The sequence below is a fragment of the Sphingobium sp. Leaf26 genome, assembly GCF_001421665.1.
GTDB lineage: Bacteria > Pseudomonadota > Alphaproteobacteria > Sphingomonadales > Sphingomonadaceae > Sphingobium.
In genome coordinates this window covers 1-22,042 of record NZ_LMKV01000023.1, presented here as the reverse complement: position 1 = coordinate 22,042, position 22,042 = coordinate 1, and the positions used below count along the sequence as shown (strand labels likewise).

Genomic DNA, 22,042 nt, shown 5'->3' with positions numbered 1-22,042 from the left:
CATGACTCGATATCCCTCGCTCACCGATCGCCGCATCCTCATCACGGGTGGCGGCCGTGGCTTTGGTCGTGAACTTGCACTGGCCTTCGCGCGACAGGGGGCACGGCTGATGCTGACCGCCGCTCGCAATGGGGAGGAATTGCGCCGCACGATTGCCGACGCCAATGCGATTGCGCCAGATTGCTGTATCGGCGAACTGGCCGATGTAACGTTGGAGGCGGATTGCAAACGTATCGCCAGCGTGGCGCGGGGCAAGATGGGCGGTGTGGACGTCCTGTTCAATAATGCGGCGCGCAGCCCGGCCGAGGCAATGACGCGGTTCGACCGGGAAGCGCCGTCGCGCTTCTGGGAAGCGGACGCAGGCGGTTACGAGCGGCTGATCGTCACCAACATCGTCGGCCCGTTCCTGATGACCCAGGCGTTGGTGCAGGACATGGTGGGGCAGGGCTTGGGTCGGATCATCAATATGTTGACGTCTGGCCCGACCATGACGGTCAGCGGCCGTGGCCCCTATGGCGCGAGCAAGGCGGCGCTGGAAGCGAGCACGGCGATCTGGGCGCGTGATCTGGCTGGCAGCGGCGTTACGGTAAACGGCCTGCTGCCCGGCGGCGCGAGCGACACCGCATTGATACCTGGCGACAATGTTGGCGCGCGCGCCATCCCCGGATTTCGCGCGGGGAAGAATAGCGGTGGCGGGAGCGAAGGGACGTTGGCGGGCCTGCTGCCTGCCGACGTGATCGTCCCGCCTTCGCTATGGCTGGCGGCCGACGAATCGGCGTCGTGGAACGGTCGCCGTTTCGTGGCAAAGGACTGGGACGATGATGCCGGGTGGGAAATGGCCGCCGCACAAAGCGTGACCGAACCTGTGGTGGTGCCGCGGATATTGTGACTGTCCAACAACGGGCCAATCATGCGACAATCGCCTTTGTGGCGCTTATCGCATGGTCAATCCGAACAATCCGCCGACTTTGCGATAGGATCATGGTAGCGAACTAAAATTACAACATTTGCGGGAAATATGCGAAGTTAAGCGTCACGAAGCCGTCAATCGTGCCGGCCTAATCCGCCGTCCATCCGCCATCGACGACAATGCTGGTTCCCGTCACCAGTGCAGAGGCGTCGGACGCCAGAAACAAAACAGCCCCCATCAGATCCTCGACCCGGCCGATCCGGCCGAGTTTGATCTTTTTCAACACATCGGTGCGAAACGCTGCATCTTCGAAAAAGGGCTTCGTCATCGGCGTCTCGATAAAGGTTGGCGCGATCGTGTTGGACCGAATGCCATAGAGCGCGAGATCGAGCGCAAAGCTCTTGGACATGCCCTCTACAGCCCATTTGGACGCGCAGTAGAGCGAGCGGTTGACGCCGCCGACATGGCCCATCTGCGACCCCATATGGATGATCGAACCGGGCCGCTTCGCTGTGATCAACCCGCGCACCACCGCCTGCGCAACAAAGAAGGCGGCCTTGACGTTGAGGTCCAGCACGGCGTCGTAATCGGATGGCGTAACATCGTGCATGGGCATAGGCCGGTTAATACCGGCATTGTTGACCAATATATCGAAAGGCCCCGCCGCTCCGATCGCGGCTTCCGCCGCGCCGAGATCGCCGACGTCAAGCGGCAACGCAACTGCCTGACCGCCCGCGTCCCTGATCGCCGCCGCGCCCGCCTCTACATCGGCGAGCGTGCGCGCCACCAGCGTCACCTCCGCGCCAGCCTCCGCCAGAGCGGCGGCGCAGGCAAGGCCGATGCCCTTGCCTGCGCCCGTCACCAGCGCCCGCCGGCCGTCGAGGCGGAAGGACGGTGTGCACGGCAATATGTCAGCCATCGACGGCGGTCAGTGCGGAAGGGGCCGCCGTGCCGGCATAGGGGACATCGACCCCGCCATAGCGGCGCACACGGACATTGGCCTGCTCGCCATGACCGGCAAAGCCCTCCAGCCCGCACAGTCGCGAACAATATTCACCGATCAGCGCACTTGCCTCATCAGTCAGCACCTTCTGATAGGTGCAGGTCTTGAGGAATTTGCCGACCCATAGCCCGCCAGTATAGCGCGCGGCCTTGCCGGTGGGCAGCGTATGGTTAGTGCCGATCACCTTGTCACCATAGCTGACATTGGTGCGCGGACCCAGAAACAGTGCACCATAATTGGTCATGGCATTCAGGAAATAATCCGGGTCGGCCGTCATCACCTGCACATGTTCCGACGCAATCTCGTCGGCGATGCGGACCATCTCGGCGTCGTCTTGGGCGATGATGACCTCACCATAGTCGGCCCATGCCCTCCCGGCATGCGCCGCAGTCGGCAGGATCTTGAGCAGTCGCTCAATCTCCCGCATCGTGTCATGCGCCAGCTTTTCCGATGTGGTCAGCAGGATCGCCGGGCTGTCGGGTCCATGTTCTGCCTGTCCCAGCAGGTCGGTCGCCGCCAGTTCGCCGTCGCATCCGATCTCGTCTGCGATCACCAGCGTTTCGGTCGGCCCGGCAAACAGGTCGATCCCGACCTTGCCGAACAACTGCCTCTTGGCTTCGGCGACGAAGGCGTTGCCCGGACCGACAAGGATGTCGACCGGCTTGATCGAGGCCGTACCCAGCGCCAGTGCGCCGACCGCCTGGATACCGCCCAGCACATAGATTTCGTCGGCCCCCGCCATGACCTGCGCCGCGACGATCGCTGGCGCGGGCTTGCCCTGAAACGGCGGAGCGCAGGTGGCAACACGCGGCACGCCCGCTACCTTGGCGGTGATGACCGACATATGGGCGGAGGCGAGCAGCGGATATTTGCCGCCCGGCACATAGCATCCAGCGGCGTTCACCGGCACGTTGCGATGGCCCAGGATCACGCCGGGCAGGGTTTCGACCTCCACATCCTTCATGCTGTCGCGCTGGATGCGGGCGAAATTGCGAACCTGTGTCTGGGCGAATTCGATGTCCTTCAGGTGCTGCGCCGACAACTGGTCCAGGCAATCCTGCTTTTCCCGTTCCGACAGCAGGAAGTTTTCCGGTACCCAGCCGTCGAATTTCTGCGACATCTCGCGCACCGCATCGTCGCCGCGTGCGGCGATGTCGGCAAGTGCGCGCTCCACCGTCTCGCGCACCTGGCCAAGAACGGCGGGTTTGTCATTGGTCTTGTCGCCGCGCTTCAACCAGCGTGCCATGGCCTTGCTCTCCCTGAAAAATGGATCAATTCTGTTCCGCGTCGGCCCATTTGCGTTCAAAGGCCCAAACGTCCTCGAAGCCGATGAGCGAGCAGAAGCGTTTGAAATCATATAGCGGCTGGTCGCCACCCGATCCGTCGCCCTGCTTCAAGGCCAGGAGCGACGATCGCACCGCTGCCGCCGACACCAGGCTGGTGAGCGCCGGGAAGATCGCCATCGAAAAGCCGATCTGCTTCAACGTCTCTACCGGCAGGATGGGCGTCACGCCGCCCGACGCCATATTGGCGATGAAGGGCCGGTCGATCGCGGCGCACTGGATGCGCATTTCTTCTTCGCTGGCTAGCGCTTCGGGGAACAGGATGTCGGCCCCCGCGTCGGCATAGGCTTCCATACGGCGCAGCACGCCCGCCAGTCCTTCACTCTGGCGCGCGTCGGTGCGTGCGATGATCAGGAAATTCTCGTCCTCCCGCGCGTCGCGGGCGACCTTGATCTTGGCGACCATCTCCTCCACGGGCACAATCCGCTTGAACGGGGTATGGCCGCATTTCTTGGGGAATTGCTGATCTTCGATTTGAATAGCGGTGACGCCCGCCGCTTCATAGCCGCGCACGGTATGATGGACGTTCAGCAGGCCGCCATAGCCTGTATCGGCGTCGGCGATGACCGGCGCGGTGGATGACCGGACCAGTGTTGCCATGCGATCGGTCATCTGCGTGACGGACGCGATACCAGCGTCGGGCAGGCCATAGGCCGATGCCGTCAGCCAGTATCCGGAGCCATATACGGCGTCGAAACCGATTTCGTTGGCGATCACTGCGGTGATCATGTCCTGGATGCCGGGCGCGGTGATGAATTCGCCCGCGCGTAATTTTTGCGATAGAATAGGATTGGCCATGTCTGCTCCGCCGGCACGCGCAACCGAGCGCCACAGCCGGTGATGCATGGCCTACTCATGCAGGGCGGGCGTTCAATATATGGCCATATTTCGTTCGTCTGGTGAACAAATGCTCTTGGCTATTCGGCGGTTTCCAGCAGGTTCCCGCCGATCGTCTCCGCCGTCATACGCAGCGGCGGCAACAGCCGCTCGATCGCATCGGTCATCGACATCGCATTGGCGAAGAAAATCATGGCGAGCGAGCCGACAAGCTTGTCGCCCTCAAACAGCGGCACCGCAATCGAGGATGTCTTGCCCGGATTGGCCGAATAATGATTGCGCGCCACCGCTGCATAGCCCTGTTCCCGGATCCTGCGCTGCGCCTCTCCGCTTTCGAATGTGCGCAGCGTCAGCGGATCGATGCCTTGCCCCGTCGCGCGATATTGTTGGAGCAGTTCGGCCTGTTCGGATTGGGGCGCGAAGGAGAAATAGGCGCGACCTGATGCCGACGGCAATAACGGCACCTGCCAGCCGGGATAATAGTTGTTGAAGGTCAGCGATGTGATCGTGCTGGTGGAATCGCGTACTACCATCGCCTGGCCGACCCTGGTCGCCAGGCTCACGGGCCAATTAAATTGTTGCGTCAGCCGCATGATATGGGGGCGGGCCACCACCACCAGTCTATCGTGATTCTGGAATCCGCACGACAGCGTCTGCACGAGTGCGGTCGGGCGGTAGCGCTTGCGCGCCGGCTCCTGCTCGATCAGTCCCTCGTCGATCAGCGTCTTGATGATGCGCGTCGCGGTGGGGTGGGGGATAGCCGCGCTGCGCGCAATCTCCGTCAGGGTCAGGCCGCTGCCGCGATTGATCGCCTGCAACACGGCGATGCAGCGCGCGATCGACCGGATCGAACGATCCTTGTCTCTGGTGTCGTCTGTGTCGATCGGGGTGTCCATCATGGGAAAAGATTTCGCCGAAGTGCCGCTACTGTCAAGCGATGGTCGAACAAGCATGTTCGCCTGGCGAAGATATTCCGGCTGTCGGGTTCGCCGTACCGTGCGACGATGCAATGGCTATGGGCGACAAATTCTTCGGACAGTGGGGAAACAATGCGCAAAGTCGAAGCCCTTGTGGTGGGCGCCGGTCCTGTGGGTACGATTGCCGCATCGCGCTTAGCGGCGATGAATATCGACGTTATGCTGTGCGAGGCACAGGCGTCCTGCGCCCATGATCTGCGGGCATCCACATTCCATGCTGCGACGCTGGAAATGCTGGACGAAATCGGCGCAGCCGATCCGCTGATCGCGCAAGGCCTCAAGGCGCCGGTCTATCATATGCGCGACCGCAAAAGCGGCGAGGTTATCGATTTCGACCTGACCGAGATTGCTGACCATGCGCGTTTCCCGTTCCGGTTGCAGTGCGAACAGTTCCATATGGCAAACCTGCTGGCCCAGCGGATGATCGACGATCCCAAGATCGACATGCGCTTCAACGCGCAGTTGATCGATGCGCGTGAAGTCGCGGATGGCGTGATCGCGACGGTTGTGATCGACGGCGTTTCGACCGAAATCCACACCAAATTTCTGATCGGTGCGGATGGTTCACGTTCCGTGGTACGGCAGAAGATGGACGTGGAGTTCGAAGGCTTCACCTATGAAGAGAAGTTCGTCAGCCTGTCGACCGCGTTGCCGATCGAGGATCATGTCCCGAACCTTTCCTATGTGAATTATATTTCCGACCCCGATGAATGGCTGGTGCTGCTGCGTGTGCCGACGCTGTGGCGGGTATTGGTGCCGGCGGACGGCGCGCTGAGCAACGAGGAACTGATTTCCAACGAGAACGCAGCCAAGGTGTTCAGCCGGATCGTCGGCGACATCCCCGTCGAAACCGAGCATCGCACCATCTATCGCGTGCACCAGCGTGTCGCGAAAAGCTTCGTCAAAGGGCGGATGCTGCTGATCGGCGACGCTGCGCATCTCAACAACCCGCTGGGTGGTTTCGGCATGAACAGCGGCATCCACGATGCCTGGAACCTGACCGAGAAACTCTATTCGATCCTGCGCCACGATGGCGACCGGGCACAGTTGGAGCGTTTCGACAGGCAGCGGCGGACCGTCACATTGAATTTCATCCAGGCGCAGACGATCGAAAATATGGCCTTCATGGAGCAGGGCGCGGGCGAAGCCAGCAGGCTCCGCCGTAGCCGTATGGCGGAAATCCGCGCTGATGACGGGCTGCGTCGTGAGTATCTGTTGAAGCAGGCGATGTTCAAGAGTCTCGAAGAAGCGGAGAGCATCGCATGACCATCGATACAGCCATTCGCCGCAGCGCGGATTCGCTTGGCCCCCGGATGAAATTCGGCGTACTCGGCCCATCGACAAATACTATCGTGCAGCCCGATTTCGACGATTTGCGCCCGCACGGCGTCACCAACCATTATAGCCGCATCGTGGTGGATAATGCGCAGGCGGTGTCGAACGAGACGTTCATGGCCGGCGCCTGGCAGATCAGCGAAAACACGATCGATGCCGTGCATGGCGTACTGACTTGCCAGCCCGACTATCTGGTCATGGGCATGTCGGCGGTCACCTTCTTCGGCGGGGCCGAGGGTGGGCGCAAATGGCGCGAGAATGTCGAAGAGGTGTCGGGCCTGAAGGTTTCGACCGGCTCCGAAGCTACGGCGGCGGCTCTGGCTGCTTATGGCGGGGTGAAGAAGATCGCTTTCCTGTCGCCCTATTTCCCGACGGCCAACGCCGAAGTGCGCAATTTCCTGTCCGACTATGGCTATGAAACAGTGCGCGACGTACCGCTGCAATGCCCGTCCTGGATCGCCATTGCGGAGGTCACGCCGGAGCGCATCCGTGATACGATGAAGCAGTTGGACGGCGACGATGTCGACGCGATCATCCAGGTGGGCACCAACCTGTCTGCCATCCGTCTCGCCGCCGCTGCCGAGATGTGGCTGGGCAAGCCGGTGATCGCGATCAACACCGCGACTTACTGGCACGCCCTGCGCGAGAACGGTATTCACGATAAAGTTCATGGCTATGGCCGTTTGATGGCCGAGTTCTGACGGGAAAGGCGAGGGCGTGCGCAGGATCGAACTGGTCGAGGTGGGGCCGCGCGACGGGCTTCAGAATGAAAGCCTGATCGTATCGACCGCTGACAAGGTCGCGCTGGTCGGCCGCGCTCTGGCGGCTGGCGTTCGCCGTATCGAGGTGGCGAGTTTCGTCAATCCCCGTCGCGTTCCGCAGATGGCCGACGCGGAGACGGTGATCGCGGCGTTGCCCGACCGGGACGATGCGATCTATGTGGGGCTTGTCCTCAACGTGCGGGGCGCGAAGCGGGCGCTGCTGACCAAGGTGGATGAATTGGGCGCGGTCTGCGTGGCGAGCGACAGTTTCGCCATGCGCAATCAGGGGCAGACCAGCGCGGAATCCGTGCAGTCGGCCCGCGACATCATCGCGCTGGCCAAAGCCGCGGGGCGCAGCGCGCAGGTGACGATCGGCGCCGCATTCGGTTGCCCGTTCGAGGGGTTCGTGTCGCCCGATCATGTCGTCGCCATGGCGGTGGAACTGGCGAAGTCCGGCCCACGAGAGATCGCGCTGGCCGATACGATCGGCGTCGCCGTTCCCGCCGAGGTGACGGCGCTGGTGACGCGCGTGCGCGCTGCCGTGCCGGACATGCCCATCCGCTGTCATTTCCACGATACGCGGAACACCGGCCTGGCCAATGTTTGGGCAGCGGTGGAGGCGGGGGCGACCACGATCGACGCATCGCTGGGTGGCCTTGGCGGCTGTCCGTTTGCGCCGGGCGCCGCAGGCAATGTGTCGACCGAAGATGTGCAATATCTGCTGGAGCGGTCCGGCATCGCGACCGGCGTGGATCTTGACATGCTGATCGACGCCAATCGCTGGTTCACCACCGTCATGGGCAAGCCATTGCCCTCCATGGTCGCACGCGCCGGTGCTTTTCCCTCCGCCAATCAATCGGAGCAGTAATATGAACACGACCAATCCCGGCGCCCTGTCTGACATCCGCGTCATCGAACTGGGCCAGCTGATCGCCGGTCCCTTCTGCGGCCAGTTGCTCGGCGATATGGGCGCGGACGTCATCAAGGTGGAGCCACCGGAACAAGGCGACCCGATGCGCAATTGGGGCCATGGCGACGCGAAACTGTGGTGGGAAGTGGTCGCCCGCAACAAGCGCTCCGTCTCCGCCAATCTGCGCGTGACCGAAGGTCAGGATATCGTGCGCAAGCTTGTCGCCCATGCCGACATACTGATCGAGAATTTCAAGCCCGGTACGATGGAGAAATGGGGACTTGGCCCTGACATCCTCCACGCCATCAATCCGCGCCTCATCATCGTGCGAGTGTCGGGCTATGGCCAGACCGGCCCCTATTCTTCGCGCGCCGGTTTTGGCGGCATTGGCGAGGCGATGGGGGGATGGCGCTATATCGTGGGTGATGCAGACCGCGCGCCCAGCCGCATGGGCGTGTCGATCGGCGACAGCCTGGCCGCAACCTATGGCTGCATGGGCGCGCTCGCGGCGCTTCACGCACGGGAAAAGACCGGCAAGGGTCAGGTGGTGGACAGCGCGCTCTACGAAGCGGTGTTGCAGGTCATGGAAAGCCTGGTGCCCGAATATATGGTGTCGGGCCATGTGCGCAAACGCACCGGATCGATCCTGGAGGGCGTGTCGCCGTCCAACGTCTATCCCACGAGCGACGGCGAATATCTGATCGGCGCCAATCAGGACGCGATTTTCGGTCGCCTGTGCAAGGCGATGGGCCAGCCCGAACTGGCGAACGACGAACGCTATGCCACCCATGTCGCGCGCGGCAGGCATCTGGGCGAACTGGACGATATCATCGCCGACTGGACCCGCACGTTGACCGTGGATCAACTTGAAGCGCTGATGATCGAGCATAGCATCCCGGCGGGCAAGATCTACCGGGCGCAGGAGATGCTGGAAGACCCGCATTTCGAGGCGCGCGAAGCGTTGGTGGAGGTCGAGTCCGACCGCTGGGGCAAGTTCAAGATGCAGAACAGCTTCCCCAAATTGTCCGACACGCCCGGTTCCATCCGCCGCCTCGCGCCTGGCGAAGTCGGCCAGCATAATGCCGAAGTCTATGTCGAACTGCTGGGGCTGGACGAGGCGGAACTCGCGCGCCTCGCCGCCGCCGGCGCCATCTGACGATTGGAAGACCCGCAATGACCGCACGCACCCTTTACGACCGGATCTGGGACGATCATGTCATCGCCCGCCAGGATGACGGCACTTGCCTGATCGGCATCGACCGCCACCTGATCCACGAAGTCTCCACGCCCCAGGCGTTCGAGGGGCTGCGCGCCGCCGGTCGCCGGCTGCGCCGGCCGGAACTGACGCTGGCGATGCCGGACCATAATGTGCCCACAATCAATCGCGACAAGCCGATCGAAGACCCGCAATCGGCGCTCCAACTCAAGGTGCTGGAAGAGAATTGCCGCGACTTCGGCATAGAATATTATGAAATGACCGCGCCTGAGCAGGGCATCGTCCATGTCGTCGGGCCGGAACAGGGCTTCACCCTGCCTGGCGTCACGTTGGTCTGCGGCGACAGCCATACCTCCACCCATGGCGCACTTGGCGCATTGGCCTTTGGCATCGGCACGTCGGAGATCGAGACGGTCTTCGCAACGCAGGCGCTGCTGCTGGGCAAGTCGCGCAACATGGCGGTGCGGGTTGATGGCGTGCTGGGCCGCGGCATCACGTCGAAGGATGTGGCGCTGCACCTGATCGCGAAGATCGGCACGGCGGGCGGCACCGGCCATGTGATCGAATTTATGGGATCGGCGATCGACGCAATGTCGATCGAGGCACGCATGACCTTGTGCAACATGGCGATCGAGGCGGGCGCGCGTGCGGGCCTCGTTGCGCCCGACGAAAAGACGTTCGCTTACGTGAAGGGCCGCCCGCGCGCGCCCCAGGGTGCGGATTGGGATATTGCGCTTGCTTGGTGGAAGACGCTGAAAAGCGATCCCGACGCGCTGTTCGATGCGGTGATCGAGATTGACGCGGCCACCATCGCGCCCACCGTCACATGGGGCACCAGCCCCGAAGACAGCGCGCCGATCGATGGCGCGGTCCCGGCAATCGACGCCGATCCCGTACGGGCGGCGGCCATGGGCAAGGCGCTTGACTATATGGGACTGACGCCGGGCACGCCGATGGCGGAGATCACCATCGACCAGATTTTCATCGGCAGTTGCACCAACAGCCGGATCGAGGATCTTCGCGATGCCGCCGCGATCGTGCGCGGGCGCAAGGTTGCCGCCAGCGTCAAGCGGGCGATGGTCGTGCCGGGATCGGGTCTTGTGAAGTTGCAGGCGGAAGCCGAGGGGCTGGACCGTATCTTCATCGACGCAGGCTTCGAATGGCGCGATCCGGGTTGTTCCATGTGTTTGGGCATGAACCCCGACAAGGTGCCCGCCGGGCAGCGCTGCGCCTCTACCAGCAACCGGAATTTCGTCGGCCGACAGGGGCCGGGCGCCCGTACCCATCTGGTTTCCCCCCCCATGGCCGCCGCTGCGGCCATCACGGGCAAACTGACCGACGTCCGCACGCTGGAGGCCATCTGATGCGTCCTTTCCGTTCCGTTACCGGCATCGCCGTTCCCTTCGGCGCCAAGAATGTCGATACCGACATCATCATCCCCTCCCGTTGGTTGAAGGTCATCACCCGCACAGGGCTGGGTCAGGGCGCATTCGAGCAACTGCGCGCCGACCAAGCCAATATATTCGATCAGCCACGCTATGCCGGCGCGCCGATCCTGATCGCGGGCGAGAATTTCGGTTGTGGGTCGAGCCGCGAACATGCGCCATGGGCGCTGCTCGACATGGGCTTCCGCGCAGTCATCGCACCCAGTTTCGCTGACATTTTTTCCAGCAATAGCGCCAAGAACGGCCTGGCCCTGATCGCCCTCCCGCAGGAGGCGATCGACCGTCTGCTGGCGGCGGCACAGGATGGGACGGTGACCGTCGATTTGGAAGCGAACCAAGTCACAACCGATGCAGGTGACCGCTTTCCCTTCGTCATGGACGCTTTTCGCCGCCACTGCCTGCTGGAAGGGCTGGATGAGATCGGTCTGATCGCACAACGCGAAGCGGAGATCGTCGCGCACGAAACGCGCCTGCGTAGCGAACGCCGGTGGGTTGGCGTGCAATAAGGGGATAGAGCGATGACGAACGAAATCAGCGGCGCCGCCCTGCTTGCGCAGGGCATATTTGATAGCGGCGCACGCACGCTGTTCGCGCTGGCTGGGGCGACCCACGCGCCATTGCTGATGGCGTTTGAGGATCTGGGCGGGCGCATCATCGGCGGGCGGCATGAAAGCGGCACCGTGGGCGCGGCTGACGGCTATGCCCGGCGGACGGGACGTATCGGTTTCGCCTGCATCATCACCGAACAGGGGCTTCAAAACGCACTGACCGCGATCATGACGGCAGCCCAGTCCGAAAGCCCGATCGTGGTGCTGGCGACCCGTTTTCCCGACAGCTGGATCGAACCGGCCGTCGCTTATGCCGTGGACCGCCATGAACTGACGGCGCCCTTCATCAAGTTCAGTCGCACAGTGCCCAGCGCCGACCGGCTGGGCGAATATTTCGCCGCCGCGTGCAAGGCCGCGTGTGAGGGTGTGCCTGGCCCCGCGCTGTTGGTCCTGCCAATGGACATGATGACGCAGATGGTCGCCGCCGACCTGCCTGGGGCGTATGCGCCCGTCGCATTGCCGCCCGCCCGCGATGCGCAGGTCGCCGCTGCCGCCGCGCTGATCGCTCAGGCGCAGCGGCCCATCATCGTCACGGATGTCGGGGCGGCGCGTGGCGACTGTCAAGATGCGCTCAATCGCCTCGCGGCGCTGGGCATCCCGGTGCTGGGCAATAGCCTGGGCCGGGGCATCGTGCCCGAACACGCACCTACCGGCTATCCCTGGCCCTATGCGCAGCGAGCAGCGCCTCTTGCCGATCTGGTGATCGCGATAGGCGCCAAAATGACGATGTGGTTCGGCTATGGCAAGGCGCCACGCTTCGGCGAGGGCGCCCGCTTCATTCATGTGGATGACAATGCAGCGGCGATCGGTCGTAACCTGCCGGTGGATTTGCCGATCATCGGGCACATGGGCGATAGTCTTGCAATGATCGCTGACAATTTGGAGGCGCAGGGCTTCGCGCGCGATCCGCAATGGATCGTGGATGCGCTGGCTGAACGCAAGGGCAGGGTGGACGGGCTGCGCAACGACCCGGACGCCCCGCTGCACCAGTTGGAGATTGGCGCGGCGTTGAACGACCTGCTGCCCGAAGATCGCATTCTGATCGGCGACGGGGCCGATATTTTGAATTTCACATTTGGCCATATGAGGGTGAACCGGGCACGCAGCTATGCCGACCACCTGCCGCTGGGCGCGATGGGTTCGGGCTTCCCGATCGCGGTCGGCATGGCGGCGGGCGAAGCGGAACTGGCGGCCGCGCGTGGGACGGAGCCTGTCCCGGCGGTGCTGGTCACCGGTGACGGATCGGTCGGTTTCTTCCTTGCCGAACTCGACACCATGCGCCGGGCTGGGCTGCGCCTCACCGTGCTGGTCAGCAATGACGGCAAATGGGGAACCGAATATCACGGGCAGGACATCACTTATGGCCGCACCGTCAACACCGACCTTGGCGTGTCCGACTATGCCGCCATCGCCCGCGCCTTTGGCTGTTCGGGCACGGTTGCAGACAGCCGAGAGAGCCTGCGCGCCGCGATCGCCGCCGCGCAGGCGGCAGACGGCCCCGCGTTGATCGACGTGCGGATCGATCCGATGGGTGGACAGGTGCGCAAGCGCGATCCGCTGGTCGGGATGATCCTGTTCGAGGATATCGCCAAGAAGCATTGAAGGACCGGACCCATGCCCAGCCTCTATCTCGTCATCGACCTTATCAACGATCTGCTTGCCCATGATCCCATGAAGGGCGAAGTCGCCCGTCGGGCCGTCCTGGAAAATACCGTGATGGCTCTTGCCCGCGCAAGGGCGGCAGGCGCAAACATCGCCTATGTGCGCGTCGGCTTTACCGGCGATTTCGATGAAGCACCTGCCGCATCGCCGCTGTTTGCCGGGTTCAAGGGCAGCGGGATGCTGCAACTGGGTACTGCGGGAACGGCGGTGCATCCGGCCGTGGCCCCGGCGGCGGGCGACATCGACATCGTCAAACATGGGGTCAGCCCCTTCATCGGGACCAGCTTGGACAGTGAAATCGCGCGGCTGGGCATCGACAGCATCTTCATATCGGGCGTCTCCACTGCACTAGCCGTCAGCAGCGCGGTGCGCGAGGCGCATGACCGCGGTTTGGCCGTCACCCTGATCGAGGATGGTTGCGCCGCCTATGACGAAGCGGAACATGTCGCCGAAGTAGCCATGCTGGCCCGGTTGTGCAGAGTAGTGTCTGCCGTCGAAGCGGCATTTTAGTACGCGCCATGGCTGAAACCGCCATAGCTGTCTGCCGTCGTTTCTCCGACTTGCCGTTCGGCCAGATACATTATCGTGAGGCAGGTATTCCGGGCGGGCGCCCGCTCGTCCTGCTGCATGGATCGCCCGGCAGCGCGGCGCAACTCGTGCCCTTGATCGCTACGCTGGCGGAACATCGCCATGTCATCGCACCCGACACGCCGGGGTTCGGTGACAGCGCCCCGCATCCGCTCAATGCGCCGTCGATCGCCGATTTCGCCGATACGCTGGTGCAATGGCTGGACGAGATGGGGCTGGCGGATGTCGATCTTTACGGTTTCCACACCGGCGCCTGCATCGCGGCTGAAACAGCGATCGCCCGGCCTGACCTGGTCCATCGCATCGTGCTGGACGGGGTCGGGCTATATGCCAATGGCGAGCGCGATCGGCTGCTCGCCCACTATGCCCATCCGTTCGAGTCGGACCAGCATGGCGCCTATCTGATCCGGGCTTTTCATTTCCTGCGTGACCAATCCCTGTTCTGGCCGTGGTTCGACCGGACCAGGTCGGCGCGCCGCGACGGCGGCCTGATGCCGGCGGATCGCCTGCATGGCTGGTTGATCGAACTGCTCAAGGCCGCGGGCACCTATCATCTGGGCTACAGGGCGGCATTCCGATGGGACGCCATGGCGCGGTTGCCGCTGTTGCGCCATGCCATGATGATCGTTGCCGCCGCCGATGATCCGCTGGCTGACGACAGTATGACCATAGGAGATCGGCTTGCGGTCGCGGCATGGCTGCGCCTGCCGCGATCGGATGATCCTGCGTACCAAAATGACCGCGCGGAGCACATATTGAAGTTTCTGAACATTAGCGCATCGGGATACAAAAATTTGTAATGACATAGACCCAAGCCCCCGGTTTCCGCCTGTACCGCCGACCCAAATCCGGCTTGGTCTTGGGCCGCTCGTGATATCAAACGCTCCCAGCCAGTCTGGACCATGATCGCCTGGACATGGCGTTGAAGCGTGTCCGCTACTTGGGGCTTGAAGCGCCAGTTTCCCTTCCGATCCATCTCGAACCCGCCGCGTAGCCAGTTGGCCTTCGCAACTGCGCCCTTGGTACCGCCGCCCGTAAAATGCTCGATCGTGTCGGACCAGGCCTGTTTGCCGGTGGAGACGAGAAGATCTTATGGGCAAGGCTGAACCGTGCATGGCCACCATTCGCGACGGCGCCGAGTTGGCTCTCATTGAGAAGCCAGGCCTTCGACATCCGGGCTGCCGTCGCCGGTGTCAGGTTGAGGCTGAAATCGGATATAAGTTGCCCATCGACAATGAGCGTCGGGGTGTCCGATATGCCCATCGTTTTGATGGCTTGGGGCACGGCGCACTGGGGAGGGCACTGAGATGCCGAAATCGGCATTTCAGTGCCGCTTTTATGCGCAGCGACAGCTTTAAACGGGAATTTGGTCGTCAGGAAAGATGCGGTTTTTGCGAATCAGGGAGGCTATTCATGGCTACGGCCAAGTCCCGGACCTACCGGCTGCATCTATCGGAGGAGGGCACCGACGCGTTTCTCGAATTCCATTCTCGTCTGGCGCGCAACGTCAGGCGGTTCATTCCTTATGGCGCTACGCTGACCGTCGCCATGCTGCTGATCGAGGCGTGGACGTTCCGGAGCTATCCGATGAACTTTTCGCCCCGGCTGTGAACAGGCTGACGGGACGGATCGAGCATTTGTCGGTGCCTCGCCCAAACCGCAGTACGCATCTAAACCCTATGTGCGACGTAGCGGTGTCGATCATCTCGGGCTGGCGCGCGGCGGGTCGGTAGCGCTGGCAGTAGTTCGCCGCGCACAAGTGCGAACCGCCCTTGAGCACCTTGCGGCCGATCCGCACGTGAGGCTGCGACGGATCGAGGTTATCTTTCAGCCTGCCACCGCGGTGGCTATTGTGCGTGCAGCACGATTGACCAGGCTTCTTGCGAGTTACAGAGAGCGTGTCATTCAACCAGTCGTTGGTCTATTCCCAAGTGTTGCCGATCATGTCGAACAGGCTGTAGCTATTAGCCGGATACGTTCCCGTTGGCGAGGTCCGCTTCCAGCCGTCCAACTTCTTGTTGGCAAAAGGAAACAGGCCTTGCCAGTAGTTGGCCAGCATTACCCCATCCGGCGCCAGTTCATCACCCCAGGCATAGTCTGCGCCGTCAAGACCTCCACGCGCCGCAAACTCGAACTCGGCTTCGGTCGGTAGCGACTTTCCTGCCGACTTCGCATCGGCTTGCGCGTCGGCATAGGCAACTTGGACGACGGGATGGTCCCACAGGTCGAGTGCCTCGATATCCCGGTCCGGCCCCAGCGGATGGCGCCAGTCGGCGCCGAAGTCGAATCGCCACCAATTTGCCGGATTGGCGAGGTCGGCCGGCCCGGCGGTCTTATGGAAGACCAAAGAACCGGGCTGCACCATCTGGGGCGGTATGCCTGGATACGGCGCAGGATCTGGCGCTACTTCGGCGACAGTTCAGCAGCCGGTTGTGGCGACGAACTGAGCATATTGACGATGGATGACGGGCGTGGCGTCAATCCAGAACCCGTCAACCGAAACACGGCGAACGGGCATCTCTTCAACATAGAAGTTTTCCGAACCCATTGAGAACGTATCGCCGGGGATCCAAATCATCCCAGCCTGCGCCTCGATCTGTGTACCGGTCACTGCGAAGCCGCCCTGCAAGCTAACCGCCTCTCGTTGTCCTTATTCATTCTCATTGGGCACTTGGGGCGTCGGCTTCAAGTCGATGACGATCTTCCGGATGTCGCCCGGATAGGTGAAAGGACTGGCATATTCCGCTGAAAGCGTGGTGCCATAATCCCTCGCGATGGAGGCGCCGCCCTCACTTGCCATCAGTGCGCCAATGGTGCGGGAAATGCGTCCCGTCGCCGCCTGCGCTCCATCGACCAGCAACTGGACGGTGGCGCCGGCGCCTCGCTTGCCGCCGTCATAGGCGAAGTCGACGGTGATCTGGTGCGCGCTTGGATTGAGCGCTTCGCTACCTGCAATGCGGGTCCGGTAACGATCCAGAATGGAAGCATTGTTCATGAATGTGGGTTTGTCGTTCAGCATCACCAGCCCCCATCCGTTCAGGCGGCTGCCCTGCGCCACGATCGCGCCGTCGCCGCTCTTTTGCGGCACGACGATGTCGGCGGTCATCCGCCATGACCGGTTCGTGATGCTGGCAAAGCTATAGCGGGAAAAACGTTCGTCACTGCGCGCCTGTCCCTCGCCCATCGCGATGGGCGATACCGCTATTGGCAAGCGCTGTTATGCCAGCGTCATCGGGGCGGGCGACCACGGACCCGGCGGATATTCCCTATGTTCCGGTCGCCAACAAGGACTGGACGCCGGCCCCCGCCATGCGGCGTGAGGCGGAATCCGTCGGGTGATCCGGCCGATATTGCGCGATAGCGACCCTGCCCCGGCGAGTAAGCGCCGGGGCAGGGCTCGTCCCGTCAGACGATCACGAAGTCCGCTGCAGTCAGTCCGAGCCCGGTGGAGATGGTCGCGAACTGCACGGCGGCTCCTGCGCCACTGCCATCGGAATCGAAGAACAGGGCGCCGGTCGCATCATTGTAGATGATCCGATCATCGACATCCAAAGCGCTCGTACCGATGACGAATGCGTTGGCACCAAGTGCGCCCACCGACAGGCCGGCAAATGCCGCATCATTGAGCTGGATCGTATCGTCCGCCACCGAAAAGTCGGTGATCGTGTCGATATTGCTGGCGCCGGGCGTATTCATGAACGCGAAGATATCCACGCCCGCTCCACCGGTGAGGGTGTCGGATGCAGTCCCGCCGTCCAATATGTCATTACCGTCACCGCCGTTCAGCGTGTCGGTATTGCTACCCCCGTTCAAATTGTCGTTGCCGGCAAATCCGTTGAGGATATCGATACCGCCAAGGCCGGAGAGGCTGTTGTTGCCGCTATTGCCGTTGATGGTCTGGCCATAGTCATTGCCCGTGCCGGAAAGGTTGGCAGTGCTGGTCAGCGTCAGCGTTTCGATATAGCCCGTCAGGCTGTAGGATACCGACGTGAAGATCGTATCCGACCCGGCGGTCGAGATAGTTTCGATCACCACATCGCCAGCATTGTCGACATAATAAATATCGTTGCCGCGACCGCCCGACATCGTGTCGGCACCGGCACCGCCATTGATGATGTCGTTGCCGGCGCCGCCTGTAATGCTGTTGGCGAGGCTATTGCCGTTCAGCGTCTGACCGGTGGACAGGGTGCCGACCAGATTTTCTACATTGGTGTTCAGCGTGTAGCTGGCAAGGCTGCTGCGAACCTCGTCGGTGCCGCCGGAAGTCGCTTCGGTAACGACGTCGCTGGCATGATCGACATAATAGACGTCGTTGCCCAGGCCACCGGTCATGCTGTCAGCGCCGGTGCCACCGTCAATGATGTCGTTGCCGGCGCCGCCGGTGATGCTGTTGGCAAGGCTGTTGCCGGTCAGCGTCTGACCGGTGGACAGGGTGCCGACCAGATTTTCGACATTGGCCGTCAGCGTATAGCTGGCGATCGCAACGCGGACCTCATCGGTGCCGGCGGACGCGGCCTCGGTGACGATATCGCCGCTATTGTCGACATAATAGAGATCGTTGCCCAGGCCNAGGCTGTTGCCGGTCAGCGTCTGACCGGTGGACAGGGTGCCGACCAGATTTTCGACATTGGCCGTCAGCGTATAGCTGGCGATCGCAACGCGGACCTCATCGGTGCCGGCGGACGCGGCTTCGGTGACGATATCGCCGCTATTGTCGACATAATAGAGATCGTTGCCCAGGCCGCCGGCCATGGTGTCGGCCCCGCCACCAGCATTGATGACGTCATTGCCGGCGCCGCCAGTGATGCTGTTGGCGATGCTGTTGCCCTTGAGCGTCTGGCCGGTGGAAGAGGTGCCGACCAGATTTTCGACGTTGCTGGTCAGCGTATAGGTGGAAATGGCGGTGCGAACCGTGTCGGTGCCGGCGGACGCGGCTTCGGTGACGATATCNGGTGCCGACCAGATTTTCGACGTTGCTGGTCAGCGTATAGGTGGAAATGGCGGTGCGAACCGTGTCGGTGCCGGCGGACGCGGCTTCGGTGACGATATCGCCGCTGCTGTCGACAACATAGGTGTCGTTGCCCAGGCCACCCGCCATGGTATCGGCCCCGCCGCCACCGTTGATGGCGTCGTTGCCGGCGCCGCCGGTGATGCTGTTGGCGAGGCTGTTGCCGTTCAGCGTCTGACCGGTGGCAAGGGTACCGAGCAGATTTTCTGCATTGGTGTTCAGCGTATAGCTGGCAAGGCTGGTACGGACCTCGTCGGTGCCGCCGGAAGCCGTTTCGGTAACGACGTCGCTGGCATGATCGACATAATAGACGTCGTTGCCCAGGCCACCGGTCATGCTGTCAGCGCCGGTTCCACCGTCGATGATGTCGTTGCCGGCGCCACCAGCGATGCTGTTGGCCAGGCTGTTGCCGGTCAGCGTCTGACCGGTGGACAGGGTGCCGACCAGATTTTCGACATTGGCCGTCAGCGTATAGCTGGCGATCGCAACGCGGACCTCACTCGGTGACGATATCGCCGCTATTGTCGACATAATAGAGATCGTTGCCCAGGCCACCCGCCATGGTGTCGGCCCCGCCACCAGCATTGATGACGTCATTGCCGGCGGCGCCAGTGATGCTGTTGGCGATGCTGTTGCCCTTGAGCGTCTGGCCGGTGGAAGAGGTGCCGACCAGATTTTCGACGTTGCTGGTCAGCGTATAGGTGGAAATGGCGGTGCGAACCGTGTCGGTGCCGGCGGACGCGGCTTCGGTGACGATATCACCGCTGCTGTCGACAACATAGGTGTCGTTGCCCAGGCCACCCGCCATGGTATCGGCCCCGCCGCCACCGTTGATGGCGTCGTTGCCAGCGCCGCCGGTGATGCTGTTGGCGATGCTGTTGCCGTTCAGCGTCTGACCGGTGGACAGGGTGCCGACCAGATTTTCTACATTGGTGTTCAGCGTATAGCTGGCGATGCTGCTGCGAACCTCGTCGGTGCCGCCGGAAGTCGCTTCGGTGACGACGTCGCTGGCATGATCGACATAATAGAGGTCGTTGCCGCCGCCGCCGGCCATGCTGTCAGCGCCGGTGCCACCGTCGATGATGTCGTTGCCGGCGCCACCAGCGATGCTGTTGGCCAGGCTGTTGCCGGTCAGCGTCTGGCCAGTGGACAGGGTGCCGACTAGATTTTCGACATTACTGCCCAGCGTGTAGCTGGCAAGACTGGTGCGGACCGTGTCGGTGCCGGCCGAGGCGGTTTCTGTCACCACGTCGCCGCTATTGTCGACAATATAGGTGTCGTTCCCGGTGCCGCCAGTCATGCTGTCGTTCCCGGTGCCGCCATCGAGCACGTCATTGCCGTCCCCGCCGTTCAGCGTATCATTACCCGCGCCGCCGGTGATGCTGTTGGCCAGGCCGTTGCCGGTCAGGGTCTGTGCCGACGAACTGGTGCCAGTGAGATTTTCGAGGTTGGTGCCCAATGTATAGCTGGCGAGGGCGGTACGGATTTCGTCGGTGCCGGCGGAAGCGGCTTCGGTGACGACGTCGCTCGCATTATCGACATAGTAGATATCGTTGCCCAGGCCGCCGCTCATGCTGTCGGCGCCGCTGCCGCCATTGATGATGTCATTGCCATCGCCGCCGGTAATGGTGTTGGCCAACGTGTTGCCGTTCAGCGTCTGTCCAGTGGACACCGTTCCGCGCAACCGTTCCACGTTGCTGGTCAGGGTATAGCTGGATAGGCTGGTGCGCACTTCATCGGTGCCGCTGCCCGATGCTTCCGTCACGACATCCCCGACATTGTCGACGATATAGATGTCGTTGCCGCCGCCGCCGGCCATGCTGTCTGCGCCCGCGCCGCCATCGATGACATTTGCGGCGCTGGTGCCCGTCAGCGTATCGTTCAACGCCGACCCCGTCAGGTTTTCGAACCCTTCGACATAGTCGGTGCCGTTGCCGGCATCATAATAGCCGGCTTGGTTGGTTGCCAGGGAGAAGGTGATGGCATTGGCGGACGACGCGAAGCTCAACGTATCGGTGCCATCACCGCCATAGAGAAGATCGTCGCCTGCGCCGCCATCGATGGTGTCGTTGCCGGTATTGCCGTTCAGCGTGTCGGCCAGCGCGCCGCCGGTGAGGCTGTCATTGCCCGACCCGGTGGTCACCTGGATGCGTTCGACATTGGTGACGGACGACCCCTGRCCGGTGAAGGTCGAAGTGCTGCCGGCGGTGCCGTTGAGGGTGAAGCTGATATTGGCGGTGCTGGTCGAGAAATCGCCGTAGAAAAGGTCATTGCCCCCCCCGCCGTTCACGACCCCGACGCCATTGGTATAGGCGTAGAAAGTGTCGTCCGCGCTGCCGAACTTGACGACCAGGGTTTCGACGGCGTTGCCGCTGATCGAATAAGCGGTGCCATAATCATAGGCATAGACGGAATAGCTGCCGGAAGAGCCATAGGCCTGGGCATATTGCTGGNGTCGAAGTGCTGCCGGCGGTGCCGTTGAGAGTGAAGCTGATATTGGCGGTGCTGGTCGAGAAATCGCCGTAGAAAAGGTCATTGCCCCCCCCGCCGTTCACGACCCCGACGCCATTGGCATAGGCGTAGAAAGTGTCGTCCGCGCTGCCGAACTTGACGACCAGTGTTTCGACGGCGTTGCCGCTGATCGAATAAGCGGTGCCATAATCATAGGCATAGACGGAATAGCTGCCGGAAGAGCCATAGGCCTGGGCATATTGCTGNTGTTTCGACGGCGTTGCCGCTGATCGAATAAGCGGTGCCATAATCATAGGCATAGACGGAATAGCTGCCGGAAGAGCCATAGGCCTGGGCATATTGCTGGGTGGTGCTGGTTGACCAGTCGATAGTCAGGTTGTCATTGCCGTCACCCGCATAGAATTGGCCGCCGGTCTTGACCAGCAATGTGTCGTTGCCGCTGCCGCTATAGAYGGTGAGATAYTCGACATTGGTGACGCTGGTGCCGTTGGAGAAGCCGTAGCTCAGCCCCGACCCCTCGGTCATGGTCAGCGCGCTGGTCATGGCGCCATAATTGCCGGTCNTCGACATTGGTGACGCTGGTGCCGTTGGAGAAGCCGTAGCTCAGCCCCGACCCCTCGGTCATGGTCAGCGCGCTGGTCATGGCGCCATAATTGCCGGTCCAGYTGTCATTGCCGTCGCCGCCATTGATGGTGTCGATGCCCGACGAGGTGATGCTGTCGTCGCCAGCGCCGCCATTGACGCTATTGGTGCCGTCGCCCGCGTTCAGCGTGTCGGCCAGCGCACCGCCGGTGAGGCTGTCATTGCCCGACCCGGTGGTCACCTGGATGCGTTCGACATTGGTGACGGACGACCCCTGGCCGGTGAAGGTCGAAGTGCTGCCGGCGGTGCCGTTGAGAGTGAAGCTGATATTGGCGGTGCTGGTCGAGAAATCGCCGTAGAAAAGGTCATTGCCCCCCCCGCCGTT

20 protein-coding genes and 3 pseudogenes are annotated in these 22,042 nt (G+C 62.4%); 11 read left to right on the top strand and 12 right to left on the bottom strand.

Going from position 1 to position 22,042, the window contains the following annotated elements; translation table 11 throughout:
- Position 1 precedes the first annotated feature (1 nt).
- Positions 2-889 carry an SDR family NAD(P)-dependent oxidoreductase gene (locus ASE85_RS14055; RefSeq protein ID WP_056689499.1) on the top strand — a complete coding sequence of 296 codons (888 nt, stop codon included), beginning with the start codon at positions 2-4 and terminating at the stop codon, positions 887-889.
- A 169-nt stretch (positions 890-1,058) separates the two neighbouring features.
- Here the strand turns inward: ASE85_RS14055 and ASE85_RS14050 are convergent, their stop codons facing one another.
- From ASE85_RS14050 to ASE85_RS14035, 4 genes are all read right to left on the bottom strand, one after another.
- The gene (locus ASE85_RS14050) at positions 1,059-1,829 is read right to left on the bottom strand and encodes an SDR family NAD(P)-dependent oxidoreductase (protein WP_056689497.1); all 771 of its coding nucleotides are present in this window, start codon (positions 1,827-1,829) and stop codon (positions 1,059-1,061) included.
- Positions 1,822-3,159, bottom strand: coding sequence for a histidinol dehydrogenase (gene hisD, locus ASE85_RS14045; protein WP_056689496.1), 1,338 nt, complete (start codon positions 3,157-3,159; stop codon positions 1,822-1,824). The genes ASE85_RS14050 and hisD overlap by 8 nt, the downstream gene beginning before the upstream one ends.
- Positions 3,160-3,184: 25 nt before the next feature.
- Positions 3,185-4,054 carry an isocitrate lyase/PEP mutase family protein gene (locus ASE85_RS14040; RefSeq protein WP_056690175.1) on the bottom strand — a complete coding sequence of 290 codons (870 nt, stop codon included), beginning with the start codon at positions 4,052-4,054 and terminating at the stop codon, positions 3,185-3,187.
- Between the two features lie 119 nt (positions 4,055-4,173).
- The gene (locus ASE85_RS14035; protein WP_056689495.1) at positions 4,174-4,992 is read right to left on the bottom strand and encodes a helix-turn-helix domain-containing protein; all 819 of its coding nucleotides are present in this window, start codon (positions 4,990-4,992) and stop codon (positions 4,174-4,176) included.
- Positions 4,993-5,142: 150 nt separating this feature from the next.
- Between ASE85_RS14035 and ASE85_RS14030 the strand changes: the two genes are divergently transcribed.
- From ASE85_RS14030 to ASE85_RS13990, 9 genes are read left to right on the top strand one after another with little or no spacing between them, the layout of a single operon-like run.
- On the top strand, positions 5,143-6,336 hold the full coding sequence (locus tag ASE85_RS14030) for an FAD-dependent oxidoreductase (RefSeq protein ID WP_056689489.1): 1,194 nt from the start codon (positions 5,143-5,145) through the stop codon (positions 6,334-6,336).
- Positions 6,333-7,106 carry a maleate cis-trans isomerase family protein gene (locus ASE85_RS14025; RefSeq protein ID WP_056689487.1) on the top strand — a complete coding sequence of 258 codons (774 nt, stop codon included), beginning with the start codon at positions 6,333-6,335 and terminating at the stop codon, positions 7,104-7,106. The genes ASE85_RS14030 and ASE85_RS14025 overlap by 4 nt, the downstream gene beginning before the upstream one ends.
- 16 nt (positions 7,107-7,122) lie before the next feature.
- Positions 7,123-8,034, top strand: coding sequence for a hydroxymethylglutaryl-CoA lyase (locus tag ASE85_RS14020; RefSeq protein WP_056689485.1), 912 nt, complete (start codon positions 7,123-7,125; stop codon positions 8,032-8,034).
- A 1-nt stretch (position 8,035) separates the two neighbouring features.
- Positions 8,036-9,232, top strand: a complete 1,197-nt coding sequence (locus tag ASE85_RS14015; RefSeq protein WP_056689483.1) for a CaiB/BaiF CoA transferase family protein — start codon at positions 8,036-8,038, stop codon at positions 9,230-9,232.
- A gap of 17 nt (positions 9,233-9,249) precedes the next feature.
- Positions 9,250-10,656 (top strand): 3-isopropylmalate dehydratase large subunit, encoded by a 1,407-nt coding sequence (gene leuC, locus ASE85_RS14010; RefSeq protein ID WP_056689481.1) that lies wholly within the window; start codon positions 9,250-9,252, stop codon positions 10,654-10,656.
- Positions 10,656-11,243, top strand: a complete 588-nt coding sequence (gene leuD, locus ASE85_RS14005; protein ID WP_056689479.1) for a 3-isopropylmalate dehydratase small subunit — start codon at positions 10,656-10,658, stop codon at positions 11,241-11,243. Before leuC ends, leuD begins: the two co-directional genes overlap by 1 nt.
- 12 nt (positions 11,244-11,255) lie before the next feature.
- Positions 11,256-12,947, top strand: a complete 1,692-nt coding sequence (locus ASE85_RS14000) for a thiamine pyrophosphate-binding protein (protein ID WP_056689477.1) — start codon at positions 11,256-11,258, stop codon at positions 12,945-12,947.
- Between the two features lie 12 nt (positions 12,948-12,959).
- Positions 12,960-13,517 carry a cysteine hydrolase family protein gene (locus ASE85_RS13995; protein WP_056689475.1) on the top strand — a complete coding sequence of 186 codons (558 nt, stop codon included), beginning with the start codon at positions 12,960-12,962 and terminating at the stop codon, positions 13,515-13,517.
- 8 nt (positions 13,518-13,525) lie between these two features.
- A complete protein-coding gene (locus ASE85_RS13990) occupies positions 13,526-14,395 on the top strand; it encodes an alpha/beta fold hydrolase (protein ID WP_056689473.1) in 870 nt (289 codons plus the stop codon).
- A 17-nt stretch (positions 14,396-14,412) separates the two neighbouring features.
- On the opposite strand, the pseudogene ASE85_RS23975 reads toward ASE85_RS13990, so the two are convergent.
- A pseudogene (locus ASE85_RS23975) lies at positions 14,413-14,807 on the bottom strand (conjugal transfer protein TraG N-terminal domain-containing protein); the annotation flags it as partial.
- A 201-nt stretch (positions 14,808-15,008) separates the two neighbouring features.
- On the opposite strand from ASE85_RS23975, the gene ASE85_RS23970 reads away from it, so the two are divergent.
- Positions 15,009-15,206: a hypothetical protein gene (locus tag ASE85_RS23970; protein ID WP_235523565.1), complete on the top strand. Its 198-nt coding sequence runs from the start codon at positions 15,009-15,011 to the stop codon at positions 15,204-15,206.
- A 46-nt stretch (positions 15,207-15,252) separates the two neighbouring features.
- Here ASE85_RS23970 and ASE85_RS13985 read toward each other — a convergent pair.
- The 7 genes and pseudogenes from ASE85_RS13985 to ASE85_RS24440 form a co-directional block, all read right to left on the bottom strand.
- Positions 15,253-16,173 (bottom strand): annotated as a pseudogene (locus ASE85_RS13985) (formylglycine-generating enzyme family protein); the annotation flags it as partial.
- A 72-nt stretch (positions 16,174-16,245) separates the two neighbouring features.
- Positions 16,246-16,806, bottom strand: coding sequence for a hypothetical protein (locus tag ASE85_RS13980; RefSeq protein WP_156358352.1), 561 nt, complete (start codon positions 16,804-16,806; stop codon positions 16,246-16,248).
- 194 nt (positions 16,807-17,000) lie between these two features.
- On the bottom strand, positions 17,001-18,008 hold the full coding sequence (locus tag ASE85_RS24455) for a calcium-binding protein (RefSeq protein ID WP_443018532.1): 1,008 nt from the start codon (positions 18,006-18,008) through the stop codon (positions 17,001-17,003).
- 157 nt (positions 18,009-18,165) lie between these two features.
- On the bottom strand, positions 18,166-18,413 hold a 248-nt coding region (locus tag ASE85_RS24450; protein WP_443018531.1), incomplete at its 3' end, for a hypothetical protein.
- A gap of 133 nt (positions 18,414-18,546) precedes the next feature.
- Positions 18,547-19,134, bottom strand: a pseudogene (locus ASE85_RS13970) (calcium-binding protein); the annotation flags it as partial.
- Positions 19,100-20,746, bottom strand: a complete 1,647-nt coding sequence (locus ASE85_RS24445; protein ID WP_443018530.1) for a beta strand repeat-containing protein — start codon at positions 20,744-20,746, stop codon at positions 19,100-19,102. The gene ASE85_RS24445 and the pseudogene ASE85_RS13970, both read right to left, overlap by 35 nt.
- An 892-nt stretch (positions 20,747-21,638) precedes the next feature.
- Positions 21,639-21,898, bottom strand: a 260-nt coding sequence (locus ASE85_RS24440) for a calcium-binding protein (protein ID WP_443018529.1), incomplete at its 3' end; no start/stop codon positions are given.
- Positions 21,899-22,042: the final 144 nt, after the last annotated feature.

What these genes read in the sequence shown, in the direction of transcription:
- ASE85_RS14055 (WP_056689499.1), top strand. Translation starts at nt 2, where the DNA reads ATGACTCGATATCCCTCGCTCACCGATCGCCGCATCCTCATCACGGGT.
- ASE85_RS14050 (WP_056689497.1), bottom strand. Translation starts at nt 1,829, where the DNA reads ATGGCTGACATATTGCCGTGCACACCGTCCTTCCGCCTCGACGGCCGG.
- hisD (WP_056689496.1), bottom strand. Translation starts at nt 3,159, where the DNA reads ATGGCACGCTGGTTGAAGCGCGGCGACAAGACCAATGACAAACCCGCC.
- ASE85_RS14040 (WP_056690175.1), bottom strand. Translation starts at nt 4,054, where the DNA reads ATGGCCAATCCTATTCTATCGCAAAAATTACGCGCGGGCGAATTCATC.
- ASE85_RS14035 (WP_056689495.1), bottom strand. Translation starts at nt 4,992, where the DNA reads ATGATGGACACCCCGATCGACACAGACGACACCAGAGACAAGGATCGT.
- ASE85_RS14030 (WP_056689489.1), top strand. Translation starts at nt 5,143, where the DNA reads ATGCGCAAAGTCGAAGCCCTTGTGGTGGGCGCCGGTCCTGTGGGTACG.
- ASE85_RS14025 (WP_056689487.1), top strand. Translation starts at nt 6,333, where the DNA reads ATGACCATCGATACAGCCATTCGCCGCAGCGCGGATTCGCTTGGCCCC.
- ASE85_RS14015 (WP_056689483.1), top strand. Translation starts at nt 8,036, where the DNA reads ATGAACACGACCAATCCCGGCGCCCTGTCTGACATCCGCGTCATCGAA.
- leuC (WP_056689481.1), top strand. Translation starts at nt 9,250, where the DNA reads ATGACCGCACGCACCCTTTACGACCGGATCTGGGACGATCATGTCATC.
- leuD (WP_056689479.1), top strand. Translation starts at nt 10,656, where the DNA reads ATGCGTCCTTTCCGTTCCGTTACCGGCATCGCCGTTCCCTTCGGCGCC.
- ASE85_RS14000 (WP_056689477.1), top strand. Translation starts at nt 11,256, where the DNA reads ATGACGAACGAAATCAGCGGCGCCGCCCTGCTTGCGCAGGGCATATTT.
- ASE85_RS13995 (WP_056689475.1), top strand. Translation starts at nt 12,960, where the DNA reads ATGCCCAGCCTCTATCTCGTCATCGACCTTATCAACGATCTGCTTGCC.
- ASE85_RS13990 (WP_056689473.1), top strand. Translation starts at nt 13,526, where the DNA reads ATGGCTGAAACCGCCATAGCTGTCTGCCGTCGTTTCTCCGACTTGCCG.
- ASE85_RS23970 (WP_235523565.1), top strand. Translation starts at nt 15,009, where the DNA reads ATGGCTACGGCCAAGTCCCGGACCTACCGGCTGCATCTATCGGAGGAG.